Annotated in this window: 19 protein-coding genes and 3 pseudogenes; 7 read left to right on the top strand and 15 right to left on the bottom strand. The window is 64.2% G+C overall.

Features of this window, described 5'->3' with window-relative positions; translation table 11 throughout:
* Positions 1-38: 38 nt before the first annotated feature.
* The 5 genes from NKJ89_RS33455 to NKJ89_RS33435 all read right to left on the bottom strand — a co-directional run bounded on the left by NKJ89_RS33455 (position 39) and on the right by NKJ89_RS33435 (position 5,155).
* Complete coding sequence (locus NKJ89_RS33455; RefSeq protein WP_352608730.1) at positions 39-1,085, bottom strand: glucokinase; 1,047 nt, start codon at positions 1,083-1,085, stop codon at positions 39-41.
* Positions 1,086-1,272: 187 nt separating this feature from the next.
* Positions 1,273-2,367, bottom strand: coding sequence for a penicillin-insensitive murein endopeptidase (gene mepA / locus NKJ89_RS33450; RefSeq protein ID WP_352608729.1), 1,095 nt, complete (start codon positions 2,365-2,367; stop codon positions 1,273-1,275).
* Positions 2,368-2,431: 64 nt separating this feature from the next.
* A complete protein-coding gene (locus NKJ89_RS33445; protein ID WP_352608728.1) occupies positions 2,432-3,331 on the bottom strand; it encodes an SDR family NAD(P)-dependent oxidoreductase in 900 nt (299 codons plus the stop codon).
* On the bottom strand, positions 3,328-4,482 hold the full coding sequence (gene queG, locus NKJ89_RS33440; RefSeq protein ID WP_352608727.1) for a tRNA epoxyqueuosine(34) reductase QueG: 1,155 nt from the start codon (positions 4,480-4,482) through the stop codon (positions 3,328-3,330). The genes NKJ89_RS33445 and queG overlap by 4 nt, the downstream gene beginning before the upstream one ends.
* On the bottom strand, positions 4,463-5,155 hold the full coding sequence (locus tag NKJ89_RS33435) for a glutathione S-transferase family protein (protein WP_352608726.1): 693 nt from the start codon (positions 5,153-5,155) through the stop codon (positions 4,463-4,465). The genes queG and NKJ89_RS33435 overlap by 20 nt, the downstream gene beginning before the upstream one ends.
* 161 nt (positions 5,156-5,316) lie before the next feature.
* Between NKJ89_RS33435 and NKJ89_RS33430 the strand changes: the two genes are divergently transcribed.
* A complete protein-coding gene (locus tag NKJ89_RS33430) occupies positions 5,317-6,123 on the top strand; it encodes an undecaprenyl-diphosphate phosphatase (RefSeq protein ID WP_352608725.1) in 807 nt (268 codons plus the stop codon).
* A 99-nt stretch (positions 6,124-6,222) separates the two neighbouring features.
* On the opposite strand, the gene NKJ89_RS33425 is transcribed toward NKJ89_RS33430, so the two are convergent.
* The 7 genes and pseudogenes from NKJ89_RS33425 to rph form a co-directional block, all read right to left on the bottom strand.
* The gene (locus NKJ89_RS33425) at positions 6,223-6,600 is read right to left on the bottom strand and encodes a YraN family protein (RefSeq protein WP_352608724.1); all 378 of its coding nucleotides are present in this window, start codon (positions 6,598-6,600) and stop codon (positions 6,223-6,225) included.
* Positions 6,593-7,522: a 16S rRNA (cytidine(1402)-2'-O)-methyltransferase gene (rsmI, locus tag NKJ89_RS33420; RefSeq protein ID WP_352608723.1), complete on the bottom strand. Its 930-nt coding sequence runs from the start codon at positions 7,520-7,522 to the stop codon at positions 6,593-6,595. Before rsmI ends, NKJ89_RS33425 begins: the two co-directional genes overlap by 8 nt.
* A gap of 389 nt (positions 7,523-7,911) precedes the next feature.
* Positions 7,912-8,028, bottom strand: a pseudogene (locus tag NKJ89_RS33415) (EamA family transporter); the annotation flags it as partial.
* 47 nt (positions 8,029-8,075) lie between these two features.
* A complete protein-coding gene (gene hemW / locus NKJ89_RS33410) occupies positions 8,076-9,239 on the bottom strand; it encodes a radical SAM family heme chaperone HemW (RefSeq protein WP_352608722.1) in 1,164 nt (387 codons plus the stop codon).
* A complete protein-coding gene (gene rdgB, locus NKJ89_RS33405) occupies positions 9,236-9,883 on the bottom strand; it encodes an RdgB/HAM1 family non-canonical purine NTP pyrophosphatase (protein ID WP_352608721.1) in 648 nt (215 codons plus the stop codon). The genes hemW and rdgB overlap by 4 nt, the downstream gene beginning before the upstream one ends.
* On the bottom strand, positions 9,883-10,293 hold the full coding sequence (locus tag NKJ89_RS33400) for a VOC family protein (RefSeq protein ID WP_352608720.1): 411 nt from the start codon (positions 10,291-10,293) through the stop codon (positions 9,883-9,885). Before NKJ89_RS33400 ends, rdgB begins: the two co-directional genes overlap by 1 nt.
* A gap of 183 nt (positions 10,294-10,476) precedes the next feature.
* Positions 10,477-11,193, bottom strand: a complete 717-nt coding sequence (rph, locus tag NKJ89_RS33395; protein WP_352608719.1) for a ribonuclease PH — start codon at positions 11,191-11,193, stop codon at positions 10,477-10,479.
* Positions 11,194-11,373: 180 nt separating this feature from the next.
* Between rph and hrcA the strand changes: the two genes are divergently transcribed.
* The 5 genes and pseudogenes from hrcA (at position 11,374) to cysK (ending at position 16,228) form a co-directional block, all read left to right on the top strand.
* Complete coding sequence (gene hrcA, locus NKJ89_RS33390) at positions 11,374-12,456, top strand: heat-inducible transcriptional repressor HrcA (protein ID WP_023762601.1); 1,083 nt, start codon at positions 11,374-11,376, stop codon at positions 12,454-12,456.
* Between the two features lie 90 nt (positions 12,457-12,546).
* Positions 12,547-12,744 carry a hypothetical protein gene (locus tag NKJ89_RS33385; RefSeq protein ID WP_013892036.1) on the top strand — a complete coding sequence of 66 codons (198 nt, stop codon included), beginning with the start codon at positions 12,547-12,549 and terminating at the stop codon, positions 12,742-12,744.
* A gap of 115 nt (positions 12,745-12,859) precedes the next feature.
* Complete coding sequence (locus tag NKJ89_RS33380) at positions 12,860-14,209, top strand: PQQ-dependent sugar dehydrogenase (protein WP_352608718.1); 1,350 nt, start codon at positions 12,860-12,862, stop codon at positions 14,207-14,209.
* Between the two features lie 205 nt (positions 14,210-14,414).
* A pseudogene (locus NKJ89_RS33375) lies at positions 14,415-15,031 on the top strand (LysE family translocator).
* A 216-nt stretch (positions 15,032-15,247) separates the two neighbouring features.
* Positions 15,248-16,228, top strand: a complete 981-nt coding sequence (gene cysK, locus NKJ89_RS33370) for a cysteine synthase A (protein WP_023762597.1) — start codon at positions 15,248-15,250, stop codon at positions 16,226-16,228.
* A gap of 147 nt (positions 16,229-16,375) precedes the next feature.
* Here cysK and NKJ89_RS33365 read toward each other — a convergent pair whose 3' ends face one another.
* The 3 genes from NKJ89_RS33365 to NKJ89_RS33355 form a co-directional block, all read right to left on the bottom strand.
* Complete coding sequence (locus NKJ89_RS33365; RefSeq protein WP_352608717.1) at positions 16,376-17,326, bottom strand: 2-hydroxyacid dehydrogenase; 951 nt, start codon at positions 17,324-17,326, stop codon at positions 16,376-16,378.
* A gap of 202 nt (positions 17,327-17,528) precedes the next feature.
* Positions 17,529-18,773 carry an RNA polymerase sigma factor gene (locus tag NKJ89_RS33360; protein WP_352608716.1) on the bottom strand — a complete coding sequence of 415 codons (1,245 nt, stop codon included), beginning with the start codon at positions 18,771-18,773 and terminating at the stop codon, positions 17,529-17,531.
* A gap of 7 nt (positions 18,774-18,780) precedes the next feature.
* Complete coding sequence (locus NKJ89_RS33355; RefSeq protein WP_352608715.1) at positions 18,781-19,149, bottom strand: YciI family protein; 369 nt, start codon at positions 19,147-19,149, stop codon at positions 18,781-18,783.
* A 256-nt stretch (positions 19,150-19,405) separates the two neighbouring features.
* Between NKJ89_RS33355 and NKJ89_RS33350 the strand changes: the two are divergent.
* Positions 19,406-20,366, top strand: a pseudogene (locus tag NKJ89_RS33350) (TAXI family TRAP transporter solute-binding subunit).
* Positions 20,367-20,427 lie beyond the last annotated feature (61 nt).

The following is a 20,427-nucleotide window of genomic DNA, read 5'->3' as shown; positions in this document are numbered from 1 at the left end:
AATTCGGCACTCCTCTTAACGCCAAGCAGCCGGCTTGCCTATGCCTTGGGGTGACTAACTTCGTCGCGCCAGCGCCTGCCTGCCATCTGGACGCCGAACAGCGAGGGGTTCCGGGCGTAGGCGGCAAGGCCCAGGAGTGCGGCCAGCGGGTGGGTGATGACATAGACCGGCATGGTCCGCATCAGCGCGCTGTGCGGCGCCTTGTCCTCGAAGGCAGCACGGAAATTGCCGGCTTTCAGCGCCGGCACGATCTTTTGCGCGATGCCGCCGGTGAGGAACACGCCGCCACGGCTCATGAACACCAGAGCGAGATCGCCGGCGGTGCGCCCGAGGCAGGTGACGAAGGTCTCCAGCGCTTCCTCCGCAACCGAATCGGTCTTTGCAAGTGCGGCGGCGGTGACTTCGGCCGGCGTGGTGAACGGCGCCGGTTTGCCGTCCGCCTTGGCCACCGCACGGTAGACGTTGACCAGGCCGCGTCCGCACAGGATCTGCTCGCCCGAAATGCGGCCTTCGAGCTTCTCGATATGCGGAAAAACCTCGAAATCGCGCGGCGTGCGCGGGCCGATGTCCATATGGCCGCCCTCGCCGGGCACCGGTATCCAACGGTGAAGCGCATGGACCAGCCCGGCGACGCCGAGACCGGTTCCCGGACCGAGCACGACGCGACCGGCATTGGGCTCCGGCGTACCGCCGCCGATCTTTTCCATATGCTCCTCGCCGAGCGCGACGACGGCGAGCGCCTGCGCTTCGAAATCGTTGAGCACGACGATGTCGCTCAGCCCGAGGCTGGCGAACATTTTTCTCGGCTTGACGATCCACGGGCAGTTGGTGAGCTCGATCTCGTCGCCGTCGACCGGGCCGGCCACCGCCAGCACCGCGGAGTTGGGGCGCACCGATGAGCGATCGAGCACGACCGCCTGGATTGCTTCGTCGATGGTGTTGTAGTTGGCGGTCTGGACGATGGCGGGCTCGCCGGCCTCGGAATTGGCATCAAGCACGATCGAAAAGCGCGCATTGGTGCCGCCAATGTCGCCGATCAGGATCGGAAACCGCAACAAAGTATCGTCGTCGCCTGTGCCTGGCATGCTCTCGTCCGTCCCCGGCGCCCCTGACGGCATCTAGCCGCTCTCCCGTTGACTAGCGCATGAGTTTGAAAAGGGAAACGGTTTTCGAACCCACGGGCGCGCTGCGGCCGGTTCTGCGGCCAAACGGCCACTGTTTCGCAAACATCACACCCTAGCCGATTGAGCCTACCGACAAGCGCCGCGACCCTCAGTTTCCCGGCGGCCGTGGCCGAGGCAGCGGGATGCCAATCTCGGGCGTCGCCGTGAAGGCGCTCACCGCGCTCGGCAATCCAGCCGTGCCGCTGGCCGTCGTGGCCGGCAGCGACGGTACTTCCGGTTCCGGAGCGGCTACCGCGACCGGCACGCTGCCGCCATGATAGGTCGCGGCCTCGGCTGAAGCCGGCCCCGGTGCGTCGAGCACGGCACGGCATTCCTGGGGCAGGTTCGCCATCGTCATCAGATCGCGGGCCTTCGGCGCGTCTGGGTTCTTGTTGGGCCGCCACGGCTCCTGCGTGAACCACCAAGCCAGCGGCTTGCCGCAGCCATCATCGTCCGGCGCTGCTTCCTGCGCCTTGCAGCCTGGCGAGCCCGGCTGGCAGCCGATGCGCATGTGGAAGTGATAGTCGTGGCCCCAGAACGGCCTGACCTTGCGCAGCCATGAACGGTCGCCCTTGACGGTGTCGCAGAGTTTTTTCTTGATGCCCGGATTGACCAGGATGCGTTCGACTTGCGCGTAGCTCGCCGCCCGCTTCAGGAGCCTTGTGTGCGCCGGCGTCCACAGCGCGTCCTTCACCAGATGGGTCTTCTCGTCGACCATCAAGGTGGCACGCATCGATTCGCGCTGCGCCATCGACAGCGGATGGCTGGGCATCGGCGTCAGCCATATGTCTGCGTCGAGCCCGATCTGGTGCGAGGCGTGGCCGGTCATCATCGGGCCGCCGCGCGGCTGCGAAATGTCGCCGATCAACAAGCCGGGCCAGCCATCGACTGCTGCGTCGCGCGACAATTTCTCGATGACCGCGATCATCGCCGGATGACCCCAGCGACGGTTGCGCGAAGGCCGCATCACCTCCCAGGTCGGACCATCCATCGGAATGGCGACACCGCCGGCAAAACAGCCCTTGGAATAGAAGCCAATGGATTGCGCAGCTGCTGCTGCCGGCAGCTTCTTGGCGCCAAACAGGTCCTTTGCCCGCTCCTCAGCCGCGGCTGGTCGTACGGCAAGACCTGCGATGGCAGCCAGGCCAAACGCAGCGGCCAGGATTGTCCTTCTGCCCGGCGACGATGGTCCCGATGCCTTCATGAACCCCACTCCTTCACCGCTTGAACCGCCGAATCATAGCATGCCCAACGTACGGCTTCGACCGTTAGCGCTTCATCGGACTGCGCGCTTCGCCGTCGCGCCAGTTGCCGCTCGCCCACATATGGTCGAGGGCAGTGCGGTAGTCCGGAAATCGAAAACGATAGCCCGCCGCCTTGATCGCTGCGTTGGCGACACGCTTGTTCTCGCCATAGAAGGACCGCGCCATCGGCGAAAGTTGGGCGGCGTCGAATGGAATTTCGGGCGGCGGCGTGACACCCATCAGCGAAGCGGCATAGGCGACGACATCCTGCGGCGGCGCCGGTAGATCGTCCGTGACATTGAAGATGCCACCAGTATTGCTGTCGATGAGCTGCCAAAGCGCACCGGCAATGTCATCGCAATGGATGCGATTGAACACCTGGTCCGGCTTGACCAGCCGCCTTGCGGTGCCGTTTTCCAGATTGACCAGCGCATTGCGGCCCGGCCCGTAAATGCCGGACAGGCGCAGGAGCGCAACAGGCCGACCGATGTCCGAGCCCAATTGCAGCCAATCCTGCTCGGCCCCCACCCGCATCACCGAGCGCTTCGACACCGGCCGGCATTCGGCCGTTTCATCGACCCACGCGCCGTCGTAATTGCCGTAGACGCCGACGGTCGAGAGATAGCCGATCCATTGGAGCGCCGGCATTTGAGCGATTGCCTCCCGGGCAGCGTTCAAGACGGGATCGCCGGCCTCTTCCGGGGCGATCGAGATCACCAGATGCGTTGTTTTTCCCAGCGCATCCGCGACTTCTTCGGTCAGCGCACCATCGAACAGCAGCGGTGCGATGCCGGCCTGGCGCAGCGCTTCGAATTTGTCCGAGGAGCGGGTCGTGCCGAACATGTTGGCGGGCCCCTTGTTGGCGCGGGCAAAAGCCTTGCCGGAATAGCCGGCGCCGAAGATGAAGACCTGTTTCTCGCTCATGCATGCGTCCTGGTTGGCCGCGCCAGACGCCATTCGTCGCGCACGGCTGTATCGGTCTCGGTTTTCAGGCCGATAGCTGCCCGTTCTGAATATTCGGCATCGGGCACCAGCCGCGCCAGCGCCCATATTGCCGCGCCCCGCACCAGCGGCGAGGCGTCGTCCAGCAAGGCACGCACGCTGACCGCAAGCGCGGTGTCGCCGGAATTGCCGGCAGCGATCAATGCGTTGCGGACAAAACGATCGCGGCCGATGCGTTTTATCGGCGAACCGGAGAAGAAAGCGCGGAAGGCTGCCTCGTCCAGTTGCAACAGCCGGCCAAGCGGCGGCTCGCGCAATTCATCGCGCGCGGCGAGCTTGGCCTCCGAAGCAGCCCGGGCGAACTTGTTCCACGGGCAAACGGCCAAACAATCGTCGCAACCATAGACGCGGTTGCCGATCTTCTCGCGGAATTCGTGCGGGATCGGCCCCTTGTTCTCGATGGTGAGATACGAAATACAGCGCCGCGCATCGAGCCGGTATGGTGCCGGGAAGGCATCGGTCGGGCACACGTCGAGGCAGGCACGGCAGGAGCCGCAATGGTCGATCTCCGCCTTGTCGGGCACCAGTTCGGCGGTGGTGAAGATCGTGCCGAGGAACAGCCAGGAGCCATGCTCGCGGCTGACCAGATTGGTGTGCTTGCCTTGCCAGCCGAGACCCGCGGCTTCCGCCAGCGGTTTTTCCATCACCGGTGCGGTGTCGACGAACACCTTCACGTCGCCGCCGGCACGGGCCACGATCTTGCCAGCGATCTCCTTCAGACGCCCCTTCATCACCTCGTGATAGTCGCGGTTCTGCGCATAGACCGAGATCGCGCCGCGGTCGCGCTTGGCCAGCACGCCGCGCGGATCATGGTCGGGACCGTAATTCATCGCCAGCACGATGATCGAGCGCACCTGCGGCCATAGCACCGTCGGGTCGCCGCGGCGTTGCAGCGTCTCGGCGATCCAGTCCATCGAGCCGTGAAAGCCGTCGGCGACAAATTCGGCCAGCCGCGCCGGCGCAAGCGGGATCGCATCGGGAGAGGTGACGGCGACGGCATCGAAGCCGACGCGACGCGCCTCCGCGTCGATCAGCGTGCGCAGTTTTGCGGCGTCAGAAGTCGAGGTCCGCATAATGCGACACCGGCGACAGGCCGCGCACGCGGTCGGTCAAAAGCGGCCGGAAGGAGGGTCGTGACTTGACCCGCGTGTACCATTCGCGTGCTGCAGGATGCTCGCGCCAATCGATCTCGCCGAGATAATCGAGCACCGACAGCGTCGCGGCAGCGGCCAGATCGGCATAGGTAACCCTGGAGCCCGCCAGCCAATGGCGAGTGCCGGCCAGCCAGTTGGTGTATTTCATGTGCTGGCGGATGTTGGCGCGCGCCGCACGGATCGCGCCTGAATCGGGCGAGCCGCCGCCCGCAATCTCCGGCATCACCGGCTTCAGCACCCGTTCGCGCACCAGATGGCGGGTGATTTCGCTTTCGGCCTTGCTGAGATACCAGTCGATCAGCCGGCGGATTTCGGCGCGCTGCATCGGATCTTCGGCAAACAGCCGCTTGTCGCGCTTCAAGACACCGCGCGTTTCATCGAGATATTCCGATATGACGGTTGCGCCGACGATCGGCACGTCGCCTTCGGCCAGCAGGATCGGCAGTGTGCCGGCCGGGTTCAGCGCCAGGAACTCCTTGCGCCGGGTCCACGGCTTTTCCTCGATCAGGGCCAACTCCTCGCCATACTCGCCGAAAGCGAGGCGGACGAAGCGACAAGTGGCGAACATGGGATGGTGGAAAAGCGTCAGCATGGTTCCGCGATGATAAAGCGCACTGGCGAATCGAAGGGCGCACCGGTAAGTCTTGGCCGCCCGGTTAGCGGGCCGTCAGGGTGTTGCGACCTATAGGGGGACTTGCACGCCATGACAAGCAAGCCGTTCTGTCAGCCGTCACGCCAAATCCCGAGGTAGCCATGGAAAGCCAGCCATTCGTCGAAGCCCTGCTGCTCGGCCTGCTGGAGGGGCTGACCGAGTTCATCCCCGTCTCATCCACCGGCCATATCCTGCTCGCCGGCCATTTCCTTGGCTTCCATTCGACGGGCAAGGCCTTCGAGATCCTGATCCAGCTCGGCGCCATCCTGGCGATCCTCAGCGTCTATTTCCGGCGGCTGTGGCAAATGCTGATCGACCTGCCGCATGACAGGCTGACAAGGCATTTCGCCATCGGTGTCCTCATCGCCTTCCTGCCGGCGGCGATCATCGGCGCGCTGGCGCATGATTTCATCAAGACGGTGCTGTTCGAATCGCCGCGGATGATCTGTATCATGCTGATCATCGGCGGCTTCGTGCTGCTGGCGGTTGACCGCATGAACCTCAAGCCGTTCTACCGCGACGTCGAGCGGTTCCCGACCAGGCTTTACCTGCAGATCGGTCTTTTCCAGTGCCTGTCGCTCGTTCCCGGCACGTCACGCTCGGGTTCGACGATCGTCGGCGCGCTGCTGCTGGGCGTCGACAAACGGGCGGCGGCCGAATTCTCCTTCTTCCTCGCCATCCCGACCATGGTCGGCGCCTTCGCCTTCGACCTGTTCAAGAACCGCAACGTCCTGAGCAGCGCCGACCTGCCGATCATCGCCGTCGGCTTCGTCGCAGCCTTCGTCACCGCGCTGATCGTCGTGCGCTTCCTGCTCGATTACGTCTCGCGCAACGGCTACTCGCTGTTCGGCTGGTGGCGGCTGGTGGTGGGTGGTGTGGGGTTGGTGGCGTTGATGATCTGGGGGTGAGGAGTGATCCGCGAAGCGGACGGAAAGCCAATTGCTTGGCTTTCCGAACGACGAACGCCCTGAGCCAGCGAAGGGCGAGCAACGGCCCCAAGTGACCCCTCAATTCCTTCCATAGAACGCGTTCTCGACATGCACCGGCCAGCGCCAGGGCAGCACAGCGACCATGTCGAAGCGCATCGACAGTTTGCCGTAGTCGGACTGGCGCGACAGCCAGATGTCGGCCGCCCCCTCGATGCGGCGCTCCGATTCATGGCCGATCGCCTCCATGGCTTCCATCAGCGTGCGCCGCGCCTTGACCTCGACGAACAGCACGAGGTCGCCGCGCCGCGCGATCAGGTCGATCTCGCCGAAGCGCGTGCGATGGCGGCGCGCGAGAATCCGGTAACCCTTCAACATCAATGCTGCCGCCGCGAACCATTCGCCGCGATGGCCGCGCCGATAGGCCTTCTGGCGGCTGGCACTCGGGCGCTCAGCCACCGTCGCTTTCTCCAGAGGCTTGCTTGAGTTCGAGAAGCCGCCGATACAACGCCTGTTTCTGGCCGCCGGTCATTTTTGCGGCTTCCGCCGCTGCCTTGGAAGCCGGCATTTCGGCGGCGAGCGACAGCAGCAAGCGGTCGATGTCGGCCGGTTCGTCGGCCTTGGCCTCGGCCGGACCGACGCAGACGACGATCTCGCCCTTCGGCGTATCGGCCGCCGCATAATGGTCGGCCAGCGCCTGCAGCGTGCCCGTGCGCATCTCTTCAAAGGTCTTGGTCAATTCGCGGCCGATCGCGGCCTTGCGCTCGCCGCCAAGCGCCTCGACCATGGCGCCGAGGGATTCGGCCAGCCGGCGCGGTGATTCGAAGAAGATCAACGTCGCCGGCACAGCCTTCAGTGCCCCAAGCCGCGTCAGCCGCTGCCCTGATTTGACCGGCAAAAAACCGGCGAACAGGAAGGCGTCCGATGGCAGGCCGGATGCGGTCAACGCCGCGAGCGGCGCCGACGGACCCGGGATCGGCACGACGCGAATGCCGTGGTCGCGCGCCTCGCCGACCAGCCGGTAGCCCGGATCGGACACCAGCGGCGTGCCGGCGTCGGAGATCAGCGCCACGCTCTGTCCGGCCTGGAGCGCCGCGATCAGCTTCGGCCCGGCCTCGCCCGCATTGTGTTCGTGATAGGCCGTGGTGCGGCGGCGAATGGCGTAGCGGTCGAGCAGCACGCGCGACACCCGCGTGTCCTCGCAAGCGACGATGTCGGCGGCGGCCAGCGTCTCCAGCGCGCGCAGCGTTATGTCGGCCAGATTGCCGATTGGCGTCGCCACCAGATAGAGCGCGGGCTCGAGCGGCCGGGCCGCGATCTCGGTCTGCCCGACCACATAGCTGCGCTTGCCCGTCTCGCCGGTCACTGATGCCTTCTCCATTCAGCCCTGTTTGGCACGGCCAGCGTCGGCTTGCAAAAGCTGACGTTGCGCCTCCCTCGCCATTCCTTTGCCACAGTAGGGAACGAAACCGGCTACGGTGGATTTACCCCCTGATTCCCGAGGAGGACAGGATGGATAGCCTTAATACGCAGGACGCTTTCGAGCCCTATCGGGCCGAGCGCAACCGCGTTGCCGTACGCAAGGACAAGCGCTCCCCGCGAAGACCGACGCCAGCCTGGCCAAGCAGGCCTGCCTGCCCACGAATGTCAGGCTTTCCGACAACAAACCCGATAACATGACGGAGCACTGACCGGACGATGCCCAATCGCTTCGATATCTTCATCACCCGTCTTGAAACAAAAAACGCCCGCAACGACGTGCCGGTACATCCGATAGGCGACCAGCACCGCGGACGCCGCGATAAGGGCGACGCCAAGCCAGTCCGCTCCGGAGAGTCGCCCGCCGAGAAAGGCCGCGGCAAACAACCCCACAAGCACGACGCTTAGAGCATTTCACCGTTTCGCGGTAACGGCGAGCCGCTCCAATTCTTTGCTTATCGCGCTAGGTCCGCCACGACGGCGTCAAGCACGATCATCCCGGCCGGCGTGGCGCGCAGCCGGGCATTGCCGATCGGCGCCACTAGGCCCTCGCCCTGCAGCATCGAGAGTCGCGCGCTCGACAGGCCGCGCCCGGAGAACGCCTCGTAGCGGGAGAGGTCGATGCCCTCGGCCAGCCGCAGGCCCATCAGCAGGAACTCGTCGGCTTCTTCCGAACGCGTCAGGATCTCGCCACCGGTGACGCCATGGCCCTTGGCCTCGACCAGATTGGCCCAAGTTTCCGGCATCCGCTCGGCGATCGTGACCGTGCGGCGGCCGTTCTCGACGAAGCGGCCATGCGCGCCTGGCCCGACACCGACATATTCGCCGTAGCGCCAGTAGGTCAGATTGTGCCGGCTTTCGGCGCCCGGCCTGGCGTGGTTGGAAATCTCGTAGGCTGGCAGGCCATGCGCCGAGGTGATCTCCTGCGTCAGCGCATAGAGGTCAGCGGCGTGGTCGTTGTCGGGGATGACGAATTTCTTCGCGGCATGCAAGGCATGGAACGGCGTGCCCTCCTCGATGGTCAGCTGGTACAGCGACAGATGATCGGCGGCGTGGCCGATCGCCTGTTCGAGTTCGGCCTGCCACGCTTCCGGTGTCTGGCCGGGTCGGGCATAGATCAGGTCAAAGGACAATCTTGGGAAGATTTCCCGCGCGAGCCCGATCGCGTGCAACGCTTCCTCGACATTGTGAAGCCGGCCGAGGAAGCGCAAATCCTTGTCGTTCAGCGCCTGTACCCCGAGCGAGACGCGGTTGACGCCGGCCGCCCGGTAGCCGCGAAAGCGTTCGGCCTCGACCGAGGACGGATTGGCCTCCAGCGTCACCTCGATGCCGTCCGGAACGGTCCAGTTCCTAGCCACGGCGTCCAGAGCCCTGGCCACCGTTTCCGGCTTCATCAGCGACGGCGTGCCGCCGCCGAGAAAAATGCTGGTGACCTCGCGCGGCCCGGTGCGCTCGCGCATCGTTGCCAGTTCAGCCTCGAAAGCGCTGGCGAAGCGGTCCTGATCGACTGGCTGGTGGCGGACATGGCTGTTGAAATCGCAATAGGGGCACTTGGCCGCGCAGAACGGCCAATGAATATAGACGCCGAAGCCCGGCGTCCGGTCGAGCAGCATGCTCATGACGAACCCAATCGTGCTTGGGCGAACTTCTGGAAAGCGCGAGCGCGGTGCGACAGCGCGGTCGGCTGGCCGGGCTTCCAGCCATGTTTTTCCTCGGCGCTCATCTCGCCGAAGGTTTTTTCGAAGCCATCGGGCAGGAACACCGGATCGTAGCCGAAACCGAGATCGCCGCGCGGCGGCCAGACGAGCGTGCCTTCGGCCTCGCCGCGATAATATTCGGCTTCTCCGTCGGGGAACGCCAGGCAGATGACGGCGACAAAGCGGCCCTTGCGTTGTTCGGCCGAGGCGGCGCCGACTTCCTGCAGCGCCACTTCGGTGCGTTGCATAGCCATTCCGAAATCGCGCGCGCCGTCAGGGGTTTCCGCCCAGTTGGCGGTGTAGACGCCGGGCGCGCCGTCGAGCGCGTCGACGCACAGGCCGGAATCGTCCGACAGCGCCGGCAGGCCGGTCGCCTTGGCCGCGGCCAGCGCCTTGATGTAGGCGTTTTCCTCAAAGGTGGTGCCGGTTTCGTCGGGCTCAGGCAGGCCGTAGTCCTTGGCCGATTTCGCTTCGAAGCCGAACGGCCCCATCAGATCGGCGAATTCGCGCAGCTTGCCTTCATTGTGGCTGGCGACGACGATCTTCTTTCCATCGAGAGAATGCATCAAAGGCCCCAGATTCGTGGCTCGGCGAATTCGATCGAATTGCCCGAGGGGTCGCGTATATAGATCGAACGGCCGCCCTGCGGCCATTCGAATTCGCTTTCGATGGCTATGTTTTTCGCCTCGAGACGCGCTTTCCAGCGCACGATCTCGTCAGCGGTCGCCGCAAAGCAGAGATGGCCTTCGCCGACAGCGCCATGTGGCGGCACCGGCAGCCTGGCGTCGGGCGCCGGCGGGATTTTGGTTGCCTCGGCATTGAAGACGAGCAATACGCCCGGCCCGCAGCGGAAGAACAGGTGGCGGCCATCGACTTTGCCGAAGAGGGTGAGGCCCAGGACGCCGGTGTAGAAGGTTTCCGCGGCGACGAGGTCGGTGACGTAGAGAGCAGATTCCAGGATGGCGGAGGGCGTCACGAGGCGCCCCCCTCTGGCCTGCCGGCCATCTCCCCCTCAAGTGGGGAGATTGGCAGCTTTGGCGCCTCCGCACATCTCACGCCGCCGGAAGGTGGCGCAAACCAGCGGGATAGCCGATCTCCCCCCTTGAGGGGGAGATGGCCGGCAGGCCAGAGGGGGGCGCTCAAGCTCGGCATTTGAGAACTAAGCCACCGCCATCTGCTGCAAACTGACCAGGCGCTGAATGCCCTTCTTGGCCAAGCCCATTAATTCCGCGAACTGCCCTTCCGAAAAAGGCTCGCCTTCGGCGGTTCCCTGGATCTCGACGATGCCGCCCTTGCCGGTCATGACGAAATTGGCATCGGTGCCGGCCGCCGAGTCCTCGATATAGTCGAGGTCGATAACCGGCTGGCCGTCATGGATGCCGCAGGAGATCGCGGCGACGTGGTCCTTCAGCACCTTGGCGACGCTGGCCATCTGGCGGGCTTCCATCCAGCGCAAGCAGTCGTAGAGCGCCACCCAACCGCCGGTGATCGAGGCGGTGCGGGTGCCGCCATCGGCCTGGATGACGTCGCAGTCGACGGTGATCTGTTGCTCGCCCAGCGCTTGCAAATCGACCACGGCGCGCAAGGAACGGCCGATCAGCCGCTGGATCTCCAGGGTGCGGCCGCCCTGCTTGCCGGCGGAAGCCTCGCGGCGCATGCGCTCGCCGGTCGAGCGCGGCAGCATGCCGTATTCCGCCGTCACCCAGCCCTTGCCGGAATTGCGCATCCAGCCCGGCACTTTTTCCTCCAGGCTGGCCGTGCACAGGACATGCGTGTCGCCGAACTTCACCAGGCATGAGCCTTCGGCGTGCTTGGAGACGCCGCGCTCGAAGGAGATGGCGCGCATTTCGTCGAATTGGCGTTTGGAGGGGCGCATTCAGGCTGCTTTCTTGTCATTTTTCGGGAATCTTGGCCGGCTTGTAGCCGCATGGGACGCATGGCGCAAAGGAAAATGGCCTGACGATCCGACACAGACACCGGGGCGATCTGACACAGACACCGGGTTGCGCGGGCCGTAGCGAAGTCTATATCTTTGGGCCGGAGGTTTTTGGCCGCAATGACCAAGGCAGTCGATCCAAGTTCGCAGGCGCCCGCGCTTCAATCATTGGACATGCGCTCGCGCGATATCTTCCGGCGCATCGTCGATTCCTACCTCAAGGACGGCGAACCCGTGGGATCACGCAGCCTGTCGCGCATCCTGCCGTCTTCGCTGTCGCCGGCCACCATCCGCAACGTGATGAGCGATCTCGAGCATCTCGGCCTCATCTACGCGCCGCACATCTCGGCCGGCCGGTTGCCGACGCAGGCCGGCCTGCGCTTCTTCGTCGACGCCTTCATGGAGCTTGGCGATCTGTCCGACGAGGAGCGCCGCGCCATCGAGGCGCAGGTGCGGGCATCCGGCTCGGGCGCGACGCTGGAACACATGCTGACCGAGGCCAGCCAGATGCTGTCGGGCATGTCGCGCGGTGCCGGCCTGGTGCTTGCCGCCAAGAACGAAGTGGCGCTGAAGCACATCGAATTCATCCAGCTTGAGCCGACCAAGGCGCTGGCGGTGCTGGTGTCGCAGAATGGCGACGTCGAAAACCGTGTCGTCGAGCTGCCCGCCGGCATCACCGTCTCGCAACTGCACGAGGCCTCGAACTTCCTCAACGCTCATATCCGCGGCCGCACGCTGGCGGAGGCGCGGGTCGAGATCGCCCGCATCAAGGAAGAGACCAGGGCCGCCCTCGACACGCTGTCGCAGGACCTCGTCGAGAAGGGGCTCGCGGTGTGGGCCGGCGCGGACAGCGGCCTGCCGGCACGGCTCATCGTGAGCGGCCGCGCCAATCTGCTCGAGAACGTCACCGCCCAGGCCGATATCGAACTGTTGCGGCACCTGTTCGAGGACATGGAGACGCAGGACGGACTGATCCAGCTGCTCGACCTCGCCGAGGAAGGATCGGGCGTGCGCATCTTCATCGGCTCGGAAAACAAGCTGTTCTCGCTGTCGGGCTCGTCGCTGGTGGTCGCGCCCTATCGCGACAAGGACGCCCGCGTCGTCGGTGCGCTTGGGGTCATCGGCCCGACCCGGCTCAACTATGCCCGCATCGTGCCGATGGTCGACTATACGGCGCAGCTGATTTCCCGCATGCTGCGCTAAGCGTATTGATGTTCAGGTGATGCCGGCCTGACCTGAATCTCAACACCTTAGACTCAAAAAACAAAGAACAAGCAGCTGAGGAGAAAAACAATGGCGCTCGAAGAATTCAAGGCCCGGATCAGCCTGCTGCTCGAGGAGATGGTCAACCAGCCGGAAGACCAGCACGAGATCCAGGAGCAGTTGCGCGAAAAACTGCGGGAAATGCGCGCCATGGGCCTGCCGCTGCCGGCCGATCTCGTCGCGCTGGAAAAGCGTCTCGATGACGATTTCTACGCCGCTGGGACCTGAGGCTAAAAAACCTCCGCTTTCACTTCAACTGATCGTGTGCCGCGGAACAACGGACGAAACCGCTCGTTTGCCCCCTTTGCAGCCGTTCACTATGTGACCAGGTTTGGAGGATTGAATGATCCGATTGGCTGGGCTGGCTCTCTCCGCTGCGGTGTTTCTCGCCGCCGCTGCATTCGCACAGCAAGCGGAGCCCGTATTGAAAGGTGCCGCCGCCTTCGGCGACTGGCGTGCCGACAGGCCCGGTGTGCGCCGCCTGATCAAGCCGAACGATCTGCCAAAACCCGACGTCACCAAATCCGCCTCCAACAGCGCCGGCCTTGCCGAAAGGCCGGCAGATGCCAAGCCGAAACTGCCGCCGGGCTTTTCGGCCGAGCTGATCGCGTCGGGCATCGACAATCCGCGCGTCGTCCGCGTCGCGCCGAACGGCGACCTGTTCGTCGCCGACAGCGAAGCCAACCAGATCCGCGTCTACCGCCTGGCCGACGGTAGCGCGAAGCCGGCGCAGCACGGCATCTTTGCCCGCAATCTCAACCAGCCCTATGGCATTGCTTTCTATCCACCGGGCAACGACCCGCAATGGGTCTATGTCGCCAACAGCGACGGCATTGTGCGCTTTGCTTATCACAGCGGCGATCTGAAGGCCGCCGGCGACCCGGAGACCATCGTCGACAACATCCCTTCAAGTCATCACTGGACCCGCGACATCGCTTTCTCTCCGGACGGCAAGACGCTTTATCTATCGGTCGGCTCGGGTTCGAATGCCGCGCAGCATATGGGCAAAGAACCGAAGGGCGGCCTCGGCGCCTGGGCGACGTCGCAGCCGCTCGGCGCTGCGTGGGGTCCCGAGGATGGCCGCGCGGCTGTGCTGGCCTTCGATCCCGACGGCAAGAACGGACGCATCGTCGCCACGGGTCTGCGCAACTGTTCGGGCATGGCCGTGCAGCCGGCGACCGGCGCGCTGTGGTGCGTCGTCAACGAGAGCGATGGGCTCGGCGACAATGTGCCGCCGGAATATGCGACCGCGGTCAAGGACGGAGCCTTCTATGGCTGGCCCTGGTACTATATCGGCAACAACGAGGATCCGCGTCACAACGGCGAGCGCCCCGATCTTGCCGGCAAGGCTGATATTCCCGACGTGCTGATGCAGGCGCATTCGGCGCCGCTCAACATCGCCTTCTACGAAGGGAAGACCTTTCCGGCCGAATACAGGGGCGACGCCTTCGTCGCGCTGCATGGTTCATGGAACCGTGGCAACAGGACCGGCTACAAGGTGGTGAGATTGCTGTTCAGGGACGGCAAGCCGACCGGCGAATACGAGGATTTCATCACCGGCTTCGTCGTCTCCAACGGCGAGGTCTGGGGTCGGCCGGTCGGCGTGGCGGTGGCGAACGACGGCGCGCTGATCGTGACCGAGGACGGCAACGGCACCATCTGGCGCGTCACCCATGACGGCGATCGCTCCTGAGCAATCTTGACACAAACCCCTCACCCGGATTGCCAACGGCGGCGCCAGGCTCTTCTCCCCGGCGGAGACGGTGACCGCGAAGCGGCCGGATGAGGGCGCCTTCTCTGCGTGTTGCAGCGACATCTGGTGCAATGGATTCCGATCCCAGGGAATTCAATCCTGGTCCATTCTATGCGACAAGGCGTTCTGATTTGAGGCCGCAGCCATGACGCTCACCGGATTCCTCGCCTACAGTGCGGCGCTCGGCATCGCCGCCGCCATCCCTGGTCCCGGCGTCACCGCGCTCGTTGCGCGTGCGCTCGGCTCCGGCTTCCGCTCGTCGTTGGCGATGTCCTTTGGGCTGATGGCTGGCGATCTCACCTACCTGACCGCCGTGGTGCTGGGTCTCGCCTTCGTCGCGCAGACCTTCGGCGTATTTTCCTGGCTATCAAATGGCTCGGTGTCGCCTACCTGGCCTTTCTCGGCTGGCGCTTCTGGAACAGCGGCATCACGCCCGAGACAGTCGAAGCGAAAAAGGGCAAGGGTGGGCTACTGTCGAGCTTTGCCGCCGGCCTGACCGTCACGCTCGGCAATCCGAAGACGATGATCTTCTACCTCGCGATCACGCCGACCATCGTCGACCTGAAGACCATCACACTTACCGATTACAGCATTCTCGTTGCGCTGACGGTCGTCGTACTTCTGGTGGTGCTGGTGCCGTATCTGGCGCTGGCGGCCAAGGCGCGCTGGTTCCTGAAGTCGCCGCGCGCGCTCAAGGCGCTGAACCGCACCGCCGCCGGCTTCATGGTCGGCGCCGCTGCAGCGATTGCCGCCCGGCAATAGAGGGCTTTTCGGCCAAACCATTTCGCAAACAGGCCTTTGCGGGAAATGCTTTTCCGAGAGGGCGATGTTTTCGACACAGGTCCCACTCGGATATTTTCAGCCGACAGTCTATCTTGCACGGCCAAAGGCCCTATCTTGGCGGCTTGAATTCCACTTGCCTGAAATTCCCCACTTGCCTGAAATTCCCCTTGCCTGAAAATTCTGGGAGCGAAACCAATGAACAAGCCCGTCACCTCTGCCCGTTTACCCGGTCGCGGCCGCGTCTACGATTCCATCACCGATACGATCGGCGACACGCCCCTGGTGCGGCTCGACAAGTTCGCTCGGGAAAAGGGCATCGTCGCCAACCTGATCGCCAAGCTCGAATTCTTCAATCCGATCGCCTCGGTCAAGGACCGCATCGGCGTGGCGATGATCGAGGCGCTGGAGGCTTCCGGCAAGATTTCTCCCGGCAAGACCACGTTGATCGAACCGACGTCGGGCAATACCGGCATCGCGCTTGCCTTCGCCGCTGCCGCCAAGGGCTACAAGCTCATCCTGACGATGCCGGAAACGATGTCGATCGAGCGCCGGAAGATGCTGGCGCTGCTCGGCGCCGAGCTGGTGCTGACCGAGGGTCCGAAAGGCATGAAAGGCGCCATCGCCAAGGCCGACGAACTGGCCGCGACGATCCCCAACGCAATCATTCCGCAGCAGTTCGAGAACCCCGCCAACCCGGAAATCCATCGCACGACGACGGCCGAGGAAATCTGGAACGATACGCATGGCGAGGTCGATATCTTCGTCGCCGGCATCGGCACCGGCGGCACCATCACCGGCGTCGGCCAGGTGCTGAAGAAGCGAAAGCCCTCGGTGCATGTCGTCGCAGTCGAGCCGGACTCCTCACCGGTTCTGTCGGGTGGCCAGCCTGGCCCCCACAAGATCCAGGGGATCGGCGCCGGCTTTGCGCCCAAAATCCTCGACACGACGATCTATGACGAGATCGTCAGGGTATCGAACGAGGATTCGGTCGCAAATGCCCGCCTCGTCGCCCGCCTCGAAGGCGTACCGGTCGGCATCTCGTCGGGCGCCGCCCTGCAGGCGGCCATCGTCGTCGGCTCGCGGCCGGAAAACAAGGGCAAGAACCTGGTCGTGGTGATCCCGTCCTTCGCCGAGCGCTATCTGTCGACGATTTTGTTCGAGGGGTTGGGGGCTTAGCCGAAGGTGAAGGGACGTTGACCTTCGGCGCCGCTTTTGTCAGAGGCCAGAGTGATTCGGAGACCTATGCATTTGCCGGGCGCCGCGGGCGCTGATGTCCGCGCTTCGTGAAGATCGGAACCTGCTAAAGTGGGTAAAGACTTCGATTCAATAACCCCGTTCGAGGTCGATTTTGTTGGACAGAGGCTCTCCTCTTGCGACTTGACCGCAAAGATCGGCGGCCTGGTCGATTCCAGAATCCACCCAGAAGCTCGCAACATGAGGTGTGATGATCACCCTGGGATGAGTCCACAACGGCGATGAAGCCTCCAGGGGTTCACGCTCAAACACGTCAAGACAAGCACCAGAAAGCTGACCTTCATCGAGCGCGCGGATCAGGTCGGCTTCGTTGACATGCGCGCCCCTGCCGACATTCACAAGGTAGGCACCTCGCTTCATTTTTCTAAAGGCAATGGAGTTCAGTATCCCACGAGTGTCACCAGTCAGGGGAAGTGAGCAGATAACGTAGTCCCGATTTGTGAGTGCGTCCGCAAGCTGGGCGCGGCCAAAGTAACTATGTATACCGGGAAGCGTCTTTTGATGACGAGACCAGACTGCCGTGTCGTAGCCCAAGTCCGCAAACAGCTTTGCGGCCCAGCCACCGATCCGGCCCGCACCCAGCACAACAATTTTTGTCTCGGAGATCTTCCGAGGCGCGAGCGGATTCCAGGATTTGCGGGCTTGCAGACTCATGTATTCTGCAACATGCCGCTGCTGGCAGAGAACCCGAAGGACGATGTACTGCACCACTTCCGACGCCTGCTCACGCGTTGCGAGCCTGATGAGCGGAACACCCTTGGGAAAGCTCTGAAGGTCAATACCCTCGACACCGGCCCCCAAATAGACAACGGCGCTTAGCCCCGTCATGGCGTCAAAAAAGCCAGGACTGGCGCCCTTGTCGATCAGCACAATATCTATATCACTTTTGTTCCCGGCGTCTGGCCAAAGCCTGAACTCCAGCTGCGGCACGCGGGTTTTAAGCTCGGCAGCCCATACTTGGGCATCAATGTAGTCAGGGTACTCATTGACCATGAGAACGGTAGTGGGCTCGCCGAACACTTCGCCCCTCCCAGATTCAGGTAATCAGGCATCCACCGGATGACCAGTCTGTTGTGGCTGAGGGTTGCGCAAACTGGTACCAGTTGCAAGACCAGACCTCGGCAAAATGGCGTTTATGCGCGCCCGGCAGCGGCGGCTTCACTGCGGAGGCCGCACTCGGACTAGACGAATTGCCGGCAGCGAGCCGCCGTTTCCCCGGCGCTTAATTCTTCAGAGCTGCCCTTTTGCCCTGCAGGAACCGGCGCACCGCCGGGTCGCGCTCGAGGCCGATCGCCCGGTCATAGGCTTGGCACGCCTGCGATACCTGCCCAAGCCTGGCCAAGAGACCGGCGCGGGCTGCCCAATAGGGCTGATACTCATCAAGCCGCTTGTCGTCGCCCAGCACGTAGAGGGCCGCCAATCCAGCCACTGCACCCTCGGCCTCGGCAATCGCCACCGCGCGGTTGATCGCCACCACCGGTGATCCCGCGATCGAGAGCAGCGCGTCGTAGAGTTCGCGGACCGCCACCCAGTCGGTGCGGCCGGTCAGCCGTCGTGCCGCATGTGCGGACTGAACCGCCGCCTCAAGCTGGTAGCGGCCGATGACGCCCATCGTGGCGGCGCGGCGGAGCAGGGATTCCGCTTCGTCAACCAAAATGCCATCCCACAGCGTGTGATCCTGCTCGGCCAGCGGAACATAATCTCCGGCCGGATCGCGCCGTGCCGCGCGCCGCGCTTCGGCGAACAGCATCAGCGACAGCAGACCCAGCGCCTCGGGCTCTTCCGGCATCAGCGAAGCCACCAGGCGGCCGAGCCAGATGCCTTCGCCGGCGAGATTGCGGCGCCGCGTTTCGGTGCCCGCCGGATCGGACCAGCCTTCGGCGAAGGCGGCGTAGATCGCTTCCAGCACCGCATCGAGCCTTTCGCCGAGTTCGGTCCGCTCCGGCACGCGGAACGGAATGCCGGTTTCACGGATGCGGGTCTTGGCGCGAACCAGGCGCTGGCCCATGGTTGCCGGCGACACCAGGAAGGCTGAGGCGATCGTCGCCGCGTCGAAACCCAGCACGGTCTGGAGGATCAGCGGCGAGCGAATGCCGGGCTCGATCGCCGGGTGGGCGCAAGCGAACATCAGCCGCAACCGTTCGTCGGGAAGGTCATCGTCGGTCATGCCCGCCTCCATCTCCTCGGCAATCAGCTTGAGATGCTCGCGGCCGGCCTCGCTGGTCAGCCGCCGCCGCACCGCATCGACGCGGCGCCGCCTTGCCACCGCCAGCAGCCAGGCTTCCGGCCTTTCAGGCACGCCGGTTCGTGGCCAACGTTCGAGTGCCGCGGCAAAGGCGTCAGCCAGCGCGTCTTCGGCAGCGGCCACGTCACGCGTGCGCGCCGCCAGCCAGGCAACCAGCTTGCCGTAGCTTTGCCGGGCGGCGGCCTCGGCGGCCACCCGGGCGATCTCCGAGCGACTGTCCATCACATCATCATCTCTCGGACAGGTACTCGGTCATTTCCCAGATCGGCCGCAGCTCGACAGTACCGGTGCTGGCCGCCGGGCAGCGCGCCGCCCAGGCGATCGCGGCGTCGGCATCCTCGGCCTCGATCATGTAGAAGCCGGCAAGCTGCTCCTTGGTATCGGCATAGGGGCCGTCGAGCACGTTGGTCTTGCCCCCAGCCACCCGCACCGAGGTGGTCGCCTGGCTCGGGCGCAGCCGGTCCCCGGCCAGCCACGCGCCGGACTTCTTCAAGGCTTCGGTATAGGCACCATAGGCGGCACTCATCTGGTAGGTCGCCTCGGCCGGTGCATTCGCCATCGCGGCTTCGTCGGCGTAGATCAAAATCATGTATCGCATGGTCTTCTCCCGTTGTTTCGAAGGCCGCTTCCTTGCGAGCCGGACGTATGTCGCGCGGCAGCGCGCGATTTCGACAGACAGCTCAAAAAACTTTCGGCTCCGCTGGCTTTTTGCGCAAGCCGCCATCTGTTTCGATCCCTCAACCGTTCGTCTAACGAGCACAATTGCGGGTTGGCATTTGCGGCTCGCTGTCTAAACTCGCCGTGGTCGCACCTGGGAGGCGGTGCGGTGGTCGATTTTTCAGGGAGGACATCCGATGTTCCATTTCAGAACGAAATTCGTTGCAGCCGGTGCCGTGGCGCTCTCGCTTGGCCTGGATGCCGTCTCAGCCAGCGCGCAAGAATTTATCAATGTGCTGACCGGCGGGACGTCCGGCGTCTATTATCCACTCGGCGTCGCATTGTCTGAAATCTACGGCAAGGGCATCGAAGGCGCGCGCACCCAGGTGCAGGCAACCAAGGCTTCGGTCGAAAACCTCAATCTGTTGCAGCAGGGCAGGGGCGAGATCGCCTTTGCGCTCGGCGATTCCGTCAAGCTGGCCGCTGAAGGCAACACCGAGGCCGGCTTCCCGGGCAAGCTCGACAAACTGCGCGGCATCGCCGCTATCTATCCCAACTACATCCAGATCGTCGCCAGCCGCGAGTCCGGCATCAAGACGTTGGCCGATCTCAAGGGCAAGAGCCTGTCGGTCGGTGCGGCCGGCGTCCGGCACCGAGCTCAACGCGCGCGCCATCTTCGATGCCGCCGGGCTGAAATACGAGGATCTCGGCCGGGTCGAATACCTGCCCTTCGCCGAATCGGTCGAACTGATCAAGAACCGGCAGCTCGACGCCACGCTGCAATCCGCCGGACTCGGCGTCGCCTCGATCCGCGACCTCGCCACCTCCGTGCCGATCAATGTCGTGGCAGTGCCGGAGCAGGACGTCGCCAAGATCGGCGCGCCCTATCTTTCGGTGATCATTCCCAAGGGAACCTATGAAGGCCAGAGCGAGGATGTCGCAACCGCCGCCGTCGGCAATTTCCTCATCACCCGCGCCGATGTCTCCGACGAAACCGCCTATCAGATGACCAAGCTGCTGTTCGAGCATCTCGACCAGCTGGCCGCGGCGCATGCCGCCGCCAAGGCGATCGACCCGACCAAGGCACTCGACGGCATGCCGGTACCGCTGCATTCCGGCGCCGAGCGGTACTACAAGGAGAAAGGGCTGCTGAAGTAGGCGCGTGGCAATCCGACATGTCTTCGCCAGGCGCCCCCCTCTGCCCTGCCGGGCAGAGGGG

Origin of the sequence: Mesorhizobium sp. M0047, assembly GCF_040323315.1 — a bacterium.
Classification (GTDB): domain Bacteria; phylum Pseudomonadota; class Alphaproteobacteria; order Rhizobiales; family Rhizobiaceae; genus Mesorhizobium.
The sequence above is the reverse complement of the archived record's forward strand: the minus strand, read 5'-3'. Positions and strand labels throughout refer to the sequence as shown.

Excerpts from the sequence above, each read along its gene's own strand:
- NKJ89_RS33455 (WP_352608730.1), bottom strand. The coding sequence starts at position 1,085 with ATGCCAGGCACAGGCGACGACGATACTTTGTTGCGGTTTCCGATCCTG.
- mepA (WP_352608729.1), bottom strand. The coding sequence starts at position 2,367 with ATGAAGGCATCGGGACCATCGTCGCCGGGCAGAAGGACAATCCTGGCC.
- NKJ89_RS33445 (WP_352608728.1), bottom strand. The coding sequence starts at position 3,331 with ATGAGCGAGAAACAGGTCTTCATCTTCGGCGCCGGCTATTCCGGCAAG.
- queG (WP_352608727.1), bottom strand. The coding sequence starts at position 4,482 with ATGCGGACCTCGACTTCTGACGCCGCAAAACTGCGCACGCTGATCGAC.
- NKJ89_RS33435 (WP_352608726.1), bottom strand. The coding sequence starts at position 5,155 with ATGCTGACGCTTTTCCACCATCCCATGTTCGCCACTTGTCGCTTCGTC.
- NKJ89_RS33430 (WP_352608725.1), top strand. The coding sequence starts at position 5,317 with ATGGAAAGCCAGCCATTCGTCGAAGCCCTGCTGCTCGGCCTGCTGGAG.
- rsmI (WP_352608723.1), bottom strand. The coding sequence starts at position 7,522 with ATGGAGAAGGCATCAGTGACCGGCGAGACGGGCAAGCGCAGCTATGTG.
- hemW (WP_352608722.1), bottom strand. The coding sequence starts at position 9,239 with ATGAGCATGCTGCTCGACCGGACGCCGGGCTTCGGCGTCTATATTCAT.
- rdgB (WP_352608721.1), bottom strand. The coding sequence starts at position 9,883 with ATGCATTCTCTCGATGGAAAGAAGATCGTCGTCGCCAGCCACAATGAA.
- rph (WP_352608719.1), bottom strand. The coding sequence starts at position 11,193 with ATGCGCCCCTCCAAACGCCAATTCGACGAAATGCGCGCCATCTCCTTC.
- hrcA (WP_023762601.1), top strand. The coding sequence starts at position 11,374 with ATGACCAAGGCAGTCGATCCAAGTTCGCAGGCGCCCGCGCTTCAATCA.
- NKJ89_RS33385 (WP_013892036.1), top strand. The coding sequence starts at position 12,547 with ATGGCGCTCGAAGAATTCAAGGCCCGGATCAGCCTGCTGCTCGAGGAG.
- NKJ89_RS33380 (WP_352608718.1), top strand. The coding sequence starts at position 12,860 with ATGATCCGATTGGCTGGGCTGGCTCTCTCCGCTGCGGTGTTTCTCGCC.
- cysK (WP_023762597.1), top strand. The coding sequence starts at position 15,248 with ATGAACAAGCCCGTCACCTCTGCCCGTTTACCCGGTCGCGGCCGCGTC.
- NKJ89_RS33360 (WP_352608716.1), bottom strand. The coding sequence starts at position 18,773 with ATGGACAGTCGCTCGGAGATCGCCCGGGTGGCCGCCGAGGCCGCCGCC.
- NKJ89_RS33355 (WP_352608715.1), bottom strand. The coding sequence starts at position 19,149 with ATGCGATACATGATTTTGATCTACGCCGACGAAGCCGCGATGGCGAAT.